The sequence below is a fragment of the Erythrobacter rubeus genome, assembly GCF_014705715.1.
Lineage (GTDB): Bacteria > Pseudomonadota > Alphaproteobacteria > Sphingomonadales > Sphingomonadaceae > Erythrobacter > Erythrobacter rubeus.
The window spans coordinates 2,536,164-2,547,942 of the sequence record NZ_JACXLC010000001.1 but is presented as its reverse complement, the minus strand read 5'-3'; the positions used below and the strand labels follow the sequence as shown (position 1 = coordinate 2,547,942).

10 protein-coding genes are annotated in these 11,779 nt (G+C 62.1%); 6 read left to right on the top strand and 4 right to left on the bottom strand.

The annotated features are described in order from the left end of the window. Positions 1-127: 127 nt before the first annotated feature. Both thrS and IB285_RS12480 read left to right on the top strand, forming a co-directional pair. The gene (gene thrS / locus IB285_RS12485; RefSeq protein ID WP_190788473.1) at positions 128-2,140 is read left to right on the top strand and encodes a threonine--tRNA ligase; all 2,013 of its coding nucleotides are present in this window, start codon (positions 128-130) and stop codon (positions 2,138-2,140) included. A gap of 3 nt (positions 2,141-2,143) precedes the next feature. Further along, the gene (locus tag IB285_RS12480; protein ID WP_190788472.1) at positions 2,144-2,887 is read left to right on the top strand and encodes a sulfite exporter TauE/SafE family protein; all 744 of its coding nucleotides are present in this window, start codon (positions 2,144-2,146) and stop codon (positions 2,885-2,887) included. Here IB285_RS12480 and IB285_RS12475 read toward each other — a convergent pair. The 4 genes from IB285_RS12475 to IB285_RS12465 form a co-directional block, all read right to left on the bottom strand. Continuing rightward, positions 2,884-3,639: a DUF1223 domain-containing protein gene (locus IB285_RS12475; RefSeq protein WP_190788471.1), complete on the bottom strand. Its 756-nt coding sequence runs from the start codon at positions 3,637-3,639 to the stop codon at positions 2,884-2,886. The genes IB285_RS12480 and IB285_RS12475 overlap by 4 nt on opposite strands. Positions 3,640-3,717: 78 nt before the next feature. After that, the gene (locus IB285_RS15105; RefSeq protein ID WP_268888710.1) at positions 3,718-3,852 is read right to left on the bottom strand and encodes a hypothetical protein; all 135 of its coding nucleotides are present in this window, start codon (positions 3,850-3,852) and stop codon (positions 3,718-3,720) included. Positions 3,853-3,887: 35 nt separating this feature from the next. After that, positions 3,888-4,865, bottom strand: coding sequence for an agmatine deiminase family protein (locus IB285_RS12470; protein ID WP_190789113.1), 978 nt, complete (start codon positions 4,863-4,865; stop codon positions 3,888-3,890). Between the two features lie 46 nt (positions 4,866-4,911). Then, on the bottom strand, positions 4,912-6,615 hold the full coding sequence (locus tag IB285_RS12465) for a M28 family metallopeptidase (protein ID WP_190788470.1): 1,704 nt from the start codon (positions 6,613-6,615) through the stop codon (positions 4,912-4,914). Positions 6,616-6,701: 86 nt separating this feature from the next. Here IB285_RS12465 and glnE point away from each other — a divergent pair, with 86 nt between their 5' ends. From glnE to IB285_RS12445, 4 genes are all read left to right on the top strand, one after another. Next, complete coding sequence (gene glnE, locus IB285_RS12460; RefSeq protein ID WP_190788469.1) at positions 6,702-9,425, top strand: bifunctional [glutamate--ammonia ligase]-adenylyl-L-tyrosine phosphorylase/[glutamate--ammonia-ligase] adenylyltransferase; 2,724 nt, start codon at positions 6,702-6,704, stop codon at positions 9,423-9,425. Between the two features lie 33 nt (positions 9,426-9,458). Beyond that, positions 9,459-9,932, top strand: coding sequence for a peroxiredoxin (locus tag IB285_RS12455; protein ID WP_190788468.1), 474 nt, complete (start codon positions 9,459-9,461; stop codon positions 9,930-9,932). Between the two features lie 12 nt (positions 9,933-9,944). Then, positions 9,945-10,736, top strand: coding sequence for a ferritin-like domain-containing protein (locus IB285_RS12450; protein ID WP_190788467.1), 792 nt, complete (start codon positions 9,945-9,947; stop codon positions 10,734-10,736). 157 nt (positions 10,737-10,893) lie between these two features. After that, positions 10,894-11,592 (top strand): M23 family metallopeptidase, encoded by a 699-nt coding sequence (locus IB285_RS12445; protein WP_190788466.1) that lies wholly within the window; start codon positions 10,894-10,896, stop codon positions 11,590-11,592. The last annotated feature ends 187 nt before the right edge of the window (positions 11,593-11,779 follow it).

The window sequence follows — 11,779 nt, the reverse complement described above, 5'->3', positions numbered from 1 at the left end:
CGGCGCGGTGTCCTCCTGAAATCGGTAAAATGCCACACCGCACTTCCGGTGCCTGCCCGCTTGTGGCAGGGCGCCGGTGAATGCGCGCGGGACGAGTTTTGCGCGAAACAAGAGACGGACGAAACGAATGACCGAATTGCTCAAGATCAGCCTGCCGGATGGCTCCGTGCGCGAAATGGAGCCGGGCAGCACGCCGGGCGATGTTGCTGCTGCGATCGGGCCGGGTCTGGCAAAAGCTGCCCTCGCCGCTCGGGTGAATGGTGAAGTGCGCGACCTGGATCGTCCGTTTGAGGGCGATAGCGAACTCGCGCTGATCACGTCTAAGGACGAAGAGGAAGCGCTTGAGCTCGCGCGGCACGATTACGCCCATGTGCTCGCCGAAGCAGTGCAGGCGCTTTATCCGGGAACGCAAATTACCTTCGGCCCCGCGACGGATGACGGCTTCTATTACGATGTGAAAGCGCCGGAGGACCGCGCGCCGTTCAGCATGGAAGATCTTCCCGATATCGAGGAGAAGATGCGCGAGATCATCAAGGCGGATAAGCCGCTGCGCCGCGAGGCGTGGACGCGCGAACAGCTTATCGAGAAATGGCAGTCTGAAGGCGAGACGTTCAAGGCTGAATGGGCAAAGGAACTGCCCGAGAACGAGGAGCTGACGGTATACTGGTCGGGTGACGACTGGCTCGACATGTGCCGCGGCCCGCACCTTCCCTCGACCGGCAAGCTCGATCCGCAGGCATTCAAGCTAATGCGCGTCGCCGGAGCCTATTGGCGCGGCGACCAGAAGAACGCGCAGCTTACGCGCATTTACGGCACTGGCTGGCTCAACAAGAAACAGCTGAATGCGCATCTTCACCGGCTGGAAGAGGCGGCCAAGCGCGATCACCGAAAGCTCGGCCGTGAGATGGACCTGTTCCACCTTCAGGAAGAGGCGCATGGCAGCGTTTTCTGGCACCCAAAAGGCTACCGCATCTGGCGCGAGCTCGAAGCCTATATGCGCCGCAAGATGGATGGCGGCGGATACCGCGAGATCAAGACCCCGCAGCTGATGGATGTGCGCCAATGGACCCAGTCCGGCCACTGGGGAAAGTACGCCGAGAACATGTTTGCCGTGCCCGACATGGTGCCGGAAGTCGATGAAGAGGACGGTGCAGCCTCCCCCAAGGTCGCACCCGATGCCGACTGGATGGCGATCAAGCCGATGAACTGTCCTGCGCATGTGCTCGTCTTCAAGCAGGGCATCACGTCTTATCGCGACCTCCCGATCCGTCTGGGCGAGATGGGCTGCTGCCACCGCAACGAACCGCATGGCGCGCTGCACGGCCTTATGCGGGTGCGTCAGTTCACGCAGGACGATGCGCATATCTTCTGCACCGAAGACCAAGTGGTCGAGGAGGTGCGCAAATTCTGCGCGCTGGCCGACAGCGTCTATCGCGACTTCGGCTTCACCTATCACGTGAAGCTGGCGCTACGCCCTGAAAAGCGCTTCGGGTCGGAAGAGGATTGGGACAAGGCCGAACAGGAATTGCGCGATGCCGTCGCCGAAGCGGGCATGGACAATGACGAGTATGGCTGGGAAGAACTGCCGGGCGAAGGCGCGTTCTACGCGCCCAAGCTCGAATGGCACCTTACCGATGCGATCGGTCGGACGTGGCAGGTCGGCACGATTCAGGGCGACCGTGTGCTGCCCGACCGGCTCGATGCAACTTACATTGGCGAGGATGGCGAGAAGCATCGCCCGGTCATGCTGCACCGCGCGATCTTCGGTTCGTATGAGCGCTTTATCGGCATCCTGATCGAGCATTATGCCGGACGTCTGCCGGTGTGGCTCTCACCGGTGCAGGCGGTCGTTGCGCCGATCGTGTCCGACATCGATGGCTACGCGCAGGACGTCGAAGCGCGGCTCGCCGCCGCTGGCGTCCGCGTGAAAAGCGATCTCCGCAACGAGAAGATCAATTACAAAGTGCGCGAACATTCGCTGGCAAAAGTCCCGCACATCCTGGTCGTCGGTAAGCGTGAGGCGGAAGAAGGCAAGGTGACGATGCGGACCCTGGGCGAAAAGGATCAGAAGGTGCTCTCGCTTGAAGAGGCGGTGGCGATGCTGACCGAAGCTGCGACACCGCCGGATCTGCGGGACTGACGTTTGGACTTTCTTGCGGGGTTCAGTGCGGCGCAGATCGCCGTCGCGATTGCTGCGACACTGGGAGCCGCCTTCGTGCGCGGATTGACGGGGTTCGGTTTCGGGATCCTCTTGGTCCCCATCCTTGCATTGGCTCTCACGCCGGTCGAGGCCGTGCTTGCGATCAACATCATGGCGGGCCTGCTGGCGCTGACCGAAATCCGCCTGATCCTGCGCGAGGCGGAACGAAGCGCGTTGCTGATAAGCACGCTTGTTGTCGTCGGTACGGCCCCGGGGCTTATGCTTCTTGCTGCCACGCCGCAGGACCTGGCACGCTTGCTGATAGCGCTGGTGGCTCTGTCGGCGTTTGGTGCGATCCTGCTTCCGCGAAGGAGTGCCGCGCAGCCGGGTGCAGGGGCCACGACGGCTGTCGGCCTATCGGCTGGAGTTCTTACCGGATTTGCTGCCATGCCCGGCCCGCCAGTCGTGCCCTATTATGTCGGACGCGACATTCCGCGTGCCACCGCGAAGGCGTCCATGATCGGGATTTTCGGTGTTGCCGCGGTCGCCGGCATTGCATCGGGCAGCGCGATCGGCGTGCTGGAGTGGAAGATCGTCTCCCTTGGGCTGGCGCTGTTCCCGCTGGTTCTTTTCGGCAACTGGATCGGCAGTCTTGCCTTCGGAAAAGTCAGCGATCCGGTCTGGCGCAGCTTTGTCGGCACGGTTCTCGGCGCGGCGGCCGTCGCGGCGCTCTTAAAGCTGGTTTAGCGTTCAAGCCACTGCGCTGCGAGGACCGCGCCGCCAGCGCGCTCGCGCAGCAAAAGAGTATAACGATCCGCGCGCGGCATTCCGAGATCGCCGCGCCGGATCACATGGCTGGCCTTTCCACCAGACCATCTCGACACCACGCGCTCACCGACCAGAACATTCGCGTAAGTGACGTTGCGGCCCCGGTTCTCACCGCGCTCGATGGCGACTGTCGGACTGCTCTCGACACCCACCAGCACAAGCTCCCCCATGGTGCCTGCCGGGCCTGCGATGCCGATCGCGTATCCCGTGTCGCCATTCCCGCGCACACGGATGGCGGAAGTCTGCTGCCGTGCAGCGGCTCTCACGGAATTCCGGATGGCGCGCTCATCGGATCCGACCTCGCCGTATCCACCCGCGATCACCGATTGCGGCGTGTAGACACCGTCATACCCCTCCAGACCTCGGCGCGCATAGGCGCGCTGGAGGGCGGTGTTTTCAGGGCTGGCGAAAGTATCCTTCCAGCCGAGCCTGTCCCAATAATCGACGGGCTTGGAAATCACCACCAGACCGGGTTCGCTTTCGAGCCGGTTCGCCAATCTGTCAGCCGGGGGGCACGACGAACAGCCCTGGCTGGTGAACAGTTCAATAAGCACAGGCTCGCCGCCTGCGGGCGAACGATCGATTTGCGCATTGCCGGGTATCGCAAGCCCGAAAGAGAAAGCGGAGAGCGCCGCAATAGCAGTCAGCAAAGCGAGCGAAAATTTTGTCATGTGAACCCCGAAGCGACCAATTGTACGAACTGGGTTCGGCGATAAGGGACAATCGGTTACGGCGGGCGCCGCAGGGGCTTAAAAAGGAAGTGGCTTGCCCGCCAGGATCAGCGCGAGACCGCAGCCTGTCACGACCATGCAGCGCAGGATGTCGAGCTTGCGCGTGCGTGCCGCATCGAGCGCTGTCTTCGAAAAGGCGGTGATCTTGGCCATGGCCGCAATTTTCGCCGCCAAATCCTAATGCGGCGTTAATTCTGCAGGGGTAGCGCGGGCATTTGCTGGCTGGCGCAGTGAAATCCGCCGCCACCGGCCAAGACCGCGTCTGCGGGCAGGCCGATTACATCCCGATCCGCAAATTGCTCGGCGATTGCGGCCACGCCGTCAGCATCATGTACGGATCCGAAAGTCGGAACCACAACGAGGTTCGATGTGATTGCGAAATTGACGTAGCTTGCCGGTTCGATCTCACCATCGCGTGCGACAAGTCCCGGTGAGGGGATGCGCACGACATCGACGCCGAATTCTGCCGCCCGCCTTGCCGCGTCGGTGTAGATATCGCGATTGGGATCGTCCCCGCCCGATGGCGCGGGTACGACTATACGGTTTGGCCCGACGAAACGCGCGAGATTGTCTACATGCCCGTCCGTGTGATCGTTGATCAGGCCCTCACCCAGCCAAAGTACGCGCTCAAAACCCAGCGTCTCCGCGAGCGTAGCTTCAATGTTGCCCCGGCTCATTGCAGGGTTGCGATTGGGATTAAGCAGGCATTGTTCGGTTGTCGCGACAAGGCCGGTGCCATCGCCGTCCACCGCGCCCCCTTCGAGGATCATCGGAGAGGTTATCAGAGGCAATCCTGCATCGTGGGCAAGCTCTGCCCCGATCGTCTCATCGCCGGACATTTCATACTTGCCGCCCCAGCCATTGAAACCGAAACGCCGAGCGGCTGGTTTGCCGTGGTCACTGACGATCAGGGGACCGGTGTCGCGCAGCCAGATGTCGCCATAGACGCGCTTTCCCAAAGCGACCTTTGCGCTGGCGAGCTTCGCCGCGCGCGCCGCATTGTCGTCATCGCGCACCAGCAGGCGAACCTCTTGGCCGCTATCCGCGACCGCGCTGGCGAACGCGGCTATTTGCTCCTGCGCGCGCTCCAGATAGCCCGGCCATTCATCGGCCAGATGCGGAAAGCCGATCCACAACCAATCCTGCGGCGCCCATTCGGGGGGCATCAGGACGTTGGTCACGGATCGGCTCTTTCGTGTCGTGACCGCGCAATCAGCAGCCGGTTTCGGCGCTGACGCAGCTTTCATCGCGAGTGGCGCGGAATTCGTCGCCCTCGTTCCAGTTCGGCCAGCTTGTGCTTTGCGCCATGCTGCGACCGATGCGGTAATACAGCTGCAGATCGCTCATCACACCCGACCAGTCCCAGTCCTCGTTGAACTCGTCCTTCGGGCCGTGATAGCGGTTTTCGGTATAGTCCTGCGCTACCGCAGCACCAGCAGCACGACCGCCTTCCTTAAGGTCTTCGCCGCCATCGAGATAGAGCATCGGCACACCTTGCTTGGCGAAGGCGAAATGGTCCGAGCGGTAATAGTACCCTGCCTCAGGCTTTGGATTGGGCGTCGCTGTGCGGCCATCAGAAACCAGTGCGGCTTCCATGAAAGCATCGAGCTGCGACTTGCCCGGACCGACGACCGTCACATCGTTTGCCGGGCCTGCAACCTGGAATGCGTCCATGTTGATACCGCCAACCGTCTGATCGAGCGGATAGACCGGGTTCGAGGCGTAATAATACGCGCCGAGCAGACCGGATTCTTCTGCGGTTACCGCAAGAAAGACGAGGCTGCGGCGCGGTGCACCTGCCTTTGCGTGTGCTTCTGCGAGAGCGACGAGTGCCGCGGTGCCGGTCGCGTTGTCGACCGCGCCATTGCAGATGTCATCCCCGTCGGGCGCAGGCTTGCAGCGCCCGAGGTGATCCCAGTGCGCGGTGTGGATCACATATTCGTCCGGTGCTTCGCTCCCCGGCAGAATGCCGATGACGTTCTGTGAAGAGAACGTACGAATATCGTTTTCGAAGCTGGTCGAGGCGGTCATGCCCAGCTCGACTGCTTCGAAGCCTTCTTGCTTCGCTGCAGCAGTCAGCGCGTCCAGATCCTGCCCGGCGGCGGAGAGGATTTCGCGGGCGACATCTTTCTGCACCCAGCCATTCATGGTGGTGAGCGGCGGCGGGTTGTCCCCGCGCGCAGCGTAGGCTTGCGGTCCCGACCACGAGCTTTCGACGACGTTCCAGCCATAGCTTGCCGGTTCGGTGTCGTGCACGATGATCGCGCCTGCCGCGCCTTGGCGAGCGGCCTCCTCGTACTTGTAGGTCCAGCGGCCATAGAAAGTCATGGCTTTGCCGTTGAAGGTGCCTTCGAGGCCCGGCGATTCATAGTCTGGATCGTTGACGAGGATGACCACGGTCTTTCCAGTGACATCCACGCCTTCGTAATCATTCCAGCCGCGCTCGGGCGCGTTGATGCCATAGCCGACGAAAACCATCTCGCTATTGGCCAGCTGAACGCGCTCTTCCTCGCGGTAGGTGACGCCGACCCACTCGTCGCCGAAATCGTAGACGAGGTCGGTATCGCCATTGGTGATCGTAAGTGGTGCGAAATTCTTGCCGGTGATCTCGACCAGCGGAACTTCCTGCACCCAGCTGTCACCATTTCCGGGCTGAAGGCCTGCAGCCTCGAACCGTTCTGTGAGGAGCGCCACCGTCTTCGTTTCGCCCTCGGTGCCCGGCATGCGCCCTTCAAACTCGTCGCTCGACAGGGTACGCGTGACGTCTTTCATCGTCGCTTCGGATAGCTCGCCCGCTTCGACTTCGGGGATGTCGAGCTCCGGTGCGGTCTCGCCGCCCGCCATCATGCTATCGCATGCGGCCAGCGCCAGCGCGCCTGCAATGAGGCCGCCAAGGCCGATTGCACGTTTCGTCATTTCAAGTGTCCTCTCGTCCATTGCCCGTGGCAAATTGATGCGCGCTTCTCTTGCAGAGCGCGGGGGTCACTGCAAGAGAGGCCCGAATGAGCGCGGCGAATGAAGCGGACTGGCAAAGCGCGATCGAGCGCGCCGAAGCGCATGCGCCTTTCCTTGCGCGCGCCCTTGCGAAACATCCCGATCTGCGCGCGCTGCTGACTGGGGGAGAATTCGATGCCGCGCTGGACTATTCGCGCGATCAGGGCGCCCATGAGGATGTTGGCGTTGGCCTAAGACGAGAGCGGCTGGCGCTCGCGGCGGCCGTTGCGATCGGAGACCTGGCTGGGGCCTTTCCGCTTTCCCGAACCGTCGGCGAGCTGTCCGATTTCGCCGACCGTGCGCTGGACCGCGCGATCCGCGCAGCCATCATCGACCGCACAGGGGAGGATGATCCTTCGGGCTTCATCGCGCTGGCGCTTGGCAAGCAGGGTGCGCATGAGCTCAACTACTCCTCTGACATCGACCCGATCTTGCTCTATCGGCCCGAAACACTGCGCCGAAAGGATACCGACGATCCCGGCGATGCAGCGCAGCGTTACGCGCGGCAGATCGTCAAAACGCTCAGCGAGAACACCGCCGAAGGCTATGTGCTGCGGGTCGATCTGAGGCTGCGTCCGGCAAGCGAGATCAGCCCCATGGCGGTTCCCTACGCATCCGCCTTGGCGCATTACCAGGGGCAGGCCTTGGCGTGGGAGCGCGCGGCCTTCATCCGCGCCCGCGCTGCGGCGGGAGATGAGGATGCCGGAAAGCGGTTTCTCGACGAAATCAAGCCGTTCATATGGCGCAGCGCTCTCGATTTCGGTGCTGTTGAAGAGATCAGGGAACTGACACGGCGCATTCGTGAGAGCTATTCCGGGCCCGTGCGTCCCGGCCCCGATTTCGATGTTAAGCGTGGACGCGGCGGCATTCGCGAGATCGAATTCTTTGCTCAGACGCACCAGCTGATCCATGGAGGCCGCGACGTGAGCCTGCGCGTGCGCGGAACAAGGGATGCGCTCGATGCGCTTGCAGAGGCTGGGCGGATCGATGCCGACGATGCGGTAACTCTTGGCGAGGGATATGACCGCCTGCGGGAGATCGAGCACCGTCTGCAAATGGTGCATGACCGCCAGATGCACACTCTGCCTGAGGGCGACGCTCTCGATGGCGTGGCGCGGCTCGATGGGCTGGCTTCGGGCGCTGCCCTCATCGGAGAACTCGAAGACCTCACCGAGCGCACGGGCAGCATTTACGAAAAGCTGATCGGTGAGCGCCCGCGCGACGAAGTGCAGGTTGCTGTGCCGAGCGAACTCGCGGACCGGCTGGCTTCGCGCGCGCTTCCGGACCCTGAAAAATTGGCTGAGCGGATCGAGCGATGGCGCGATGGCAGATTTCAGTCTCTACGCTCGGCTCAGGCGCTAGAGGCATTCGACCGGATGCTGCCGCGATTGCTCGACGCTGTTGCTGCCAGCGACGATCCGGAGCGCGCTATTGTCCGGTGGGAGGGTGTAATCGAAGGCGCGTCTTCGGCAATCACGCTCTTCCGGCTGCTAGATGCGCGGCCCGATCTGCTCGACCGACTTGTCGCAACGCTGACGCTCACGCCGATGCTGTCGGACGAACTAGCGCGGAAACCCGAGCTGCTAGACGTGTTGATCGACCAGCGGGCGCTCGAACTTCCCGGCTCCGTCGAGGAAATCGTTGCCCGGATCAGGGGCGCTGCTCAACGTGGCGATTACGAAGCGGTGCTCGACGCAATCCGCGTCATAACCGGTGAAATCCGGTTCGCCCTGGGTGTCCAGCTGATCGAAGGGCTGGCCGACCCGCTCGACATCGGTGCCGCTTTGTCGCGCACTGCAGAGGCTGCGCTGCGCCTCGCCGTGGAGCAGACCGAGATCGAGTTTGCGCGGGCCCATGGCCGGATCGAGGGCGGTGAGTTGCTCATCCTTGGGCTCGGCAGATTGGGCGGCGGGGCGCTTACGCACGCTTCCGATCTCGATATCATCTACCTGTTCACGGGCGACTTCTCGTCACAATCGGATGGCAAGCGGCCGCTTGGCGCAACGCATTATTTCAATCGGCTCGCCAGCCGCGTGAGTGCGGCGCTGTCCGTTCCCACAGCACAGGGCGCGCTCTATGAAGTCGATACGCGATTAAGGCCGCAAGGCGCGCAGGGCCCGTTGGCGGTGAGCTGCGAAGCCTTCGCCAAGTATCAGCGTGAGACGGCGTGGACATGGGAACATATGGCGCTGGCCCGGTCACGTGTGCTCGCTGGGTCCGAAAGTGGGCGCAGCGATCTCGAGACCATCGTCAAATCCGTAATCCTCAAGCCGCGCGACGAGGACGAACTTCGCGAAGCGGTGGCAGGAATGCGCGCCGAGATGGCCGAACACAAGGTTCCCGGAGGGCCGCTCGATGTGAAGCTGCTGCGCGGCGGCCTCGTCGATGCCGAATTCATCATCCATTTCCTGCAATTGCGCGGCGGGGAGGCGCTCGCTTCGGATCATCCAGGGGCGTTCGATCCCGATCTTGGCACCGCGATCCCCAGTATGGTCGAAGCCGAATTGCTCCCAGCAGCCTTCGCGGCCGCATACGACCTTATGACGCGGATGCTTGTTGCGGGACGCCTGCTTGCCCCTGGCGGCGCAGTGCCACCTGCAAGCGCAGCGCGCGCTCTGGCCAAGGCGTGCGGGGTGGAAACATATGGCGCGCTGCGACAGCAATTCGACGATGCGCGTCAATCCATAGCGCAAAGCTGGAACCGCTATCTCGGTCATGCCAAGAGCGCATGAGCCCTTCCCACGAATCGAATATGGAGCACAGCCATGACTGACTTTCCCGCCGCCGGTGACACAATGCCGGACATCGAAATGGGCACGCCCGATGGCGGCACGGTCAAGCCGTCGGATTTCAAGGGGAAGAAGCTCGTCGTTTTCTTTTATCCCAAGGACAACACGCCCGGTTGCACGACCGAGGCGAAGGACTTCACCGCTCTCAAGACCAAATTCGATGCAGCAGGTGTGGAACTGCTGGGCGTGAGTAAGGACAGCGCTAAGAAGCATCAGAATTTCATCGCCAAGCACGACCTCAAGACGCCGCTGGCAACCGATGCGGAAGAAGGCGGGCTCTCCGACGCGCTCGGCATTTGGACCGAAAAGCAAATGTACGGAAAGACCTATATGGGCATGGTGCGTACCACCTATCTCGTGGACCCAGACGGTACGATTGCGCGGGTGTGGAACAAGGTGAAGGTCAAAGGGCACGCGGAAGAAGTCCTCGAAGCGGCAAAGGCGCTTTAGCAGCTTCTCTCGATGCAAAGCGTCGCCGCCGCCATTCGTGCAGCCTTGCTGACCGCCGATCCGCGCGCAAAGTGCTTCGCAGCGCGCGATGTGGCGCGGCGATGGCGCAGGGGTGAGCTCGCCTGGCAGTTCGATGCCGCGATGCCCGATCAGCCCGCCTGGCCCGAGCGTCCTGAATTGCTCCCGCCAAACCGCATGCCGAAGCGGGGCAAATTCGGCTCCGAGCGCGCCCGCATCGCGCTCTGGCACAGCCTCGCGCATATCGAGTTTGTCGCGATCGATCTGGCGCTGGATATGGCTGGGCGGTTCGGCGAGGCGATGGGCAGGGAGTTTGTTTCGGATTTCCTCCATGTCGCCGCAGACGAGGCGATGCATTTCGCGCTGCTCGCACGCAAGCTTGAAAGCTTGGGCAGCCATTACGGCGCTCTGCCTGCGCATGGCGGTTTATGGGAAGCGGCGCATTCCACGCGGCATGATGTTGCCGCACGGCTTGCGGTCGTGCCGATGGTTCTCGAAGCGCGCGGCCTCGATGTTACCCCGGTAACGCTGGAGCGGGTAACGGCGGCAGGCGATGACCATGGCGCAAAGATTCTGTCCCGAATCCTTGACGATGAAATTCGCCATGTCGGCTTCGGCACCAAGTATTTTCTGAAATGCGCGGAAAATGCCCAAAAACCAGCAGATTCGATGTGGAAAGCGCTGGTTCAGGAGCACTTTCGCGGGGCGTTGAAACCGCCATTCAACGACTCAGCGCGTCTTGCAGCCGGTTTGTCGCGGGAATTTTACGAAGAAGTTGCTCTTTAACTTTTGAGCCCGATAACTGCTTCTCACGCACAGGGCGCATTGGGGCCCAGTCATGGGGTTGTAACGTGTGAGCGATGGGACCGTTCCACGTTTTTGCAAAAATTTTTGCAGCAACACCTTCAATTAGCGGGATAAAACCGCACAAGGACGGGTCAATATGTTCACGCTTGCAAAGCGTTATGTGTCAAAAGCTGCTGCTGTTTCGAGCGCCGCTGCGATTCTCGCGGCTGCTGCTCCGGCTGCGGCCAATTCGTCCGCAAACGCGGCCGCCGATGTCACTCAGCCCATCGAAGAAGCTCAGGCCGAAAGCCTGACCACGGGCGATCAACGGTTTCGTCAGCTTTTTGCGAGCTGGACTTCGCTCGACAATGCGGGGCCCGGCGGACCGGCCGAGCAGCCGGTTGTTGCTATCCCGTCGCGCATGCCGCTTGCCGGTGCGAAGATGACCAGCGGTTATGGAATGCGCAATCACCCGGTGCTGCGCAAACGTGCGCGCCACAAGGGCATCGATCTGGCAGCGCCGACCGGCACGCCGATCTACGCGACCGCAGACGGCATCATCGAACGCGCCGATTGGTTCTCGAGCTACGGGCTCTACATTGCGATCGACCATGGCGGCGACCTTGAAACCCGCTACGCTCACATGTCGAAGCTGGCTGTCGCTGCCGGAGATTCCGTACGCAAGGGCGACGTCATCGGCTATGTCGGCTCGACCGGACGCTCCACCGGCCCGCACCTTCATTATGAAGTCCGCGTGGACGGGGTTGCAGTCAATCCAATTCCCTATATGGTGGAAACCGAAACGCAGACGGCGCTCTCGAATTCCGGGAAGCTGGTAGGCGCGGGCGGCAAGTAAGACCCGATACGGATAACCCGCCTGGAAGCGGGTCGGACATTGGAGAGGGTGTCCGAGTATGGGCGGCGGGTTTTCCCGCCGCCTTTTTTATGCGCGCCCATTTAATCGGCTAAAGATAGCGGCGGCGATTTCGCTTGAGTGCCGCGGCCCTCCCGTTAGATTTCTCATCGAGAGAATTCGCGACCGC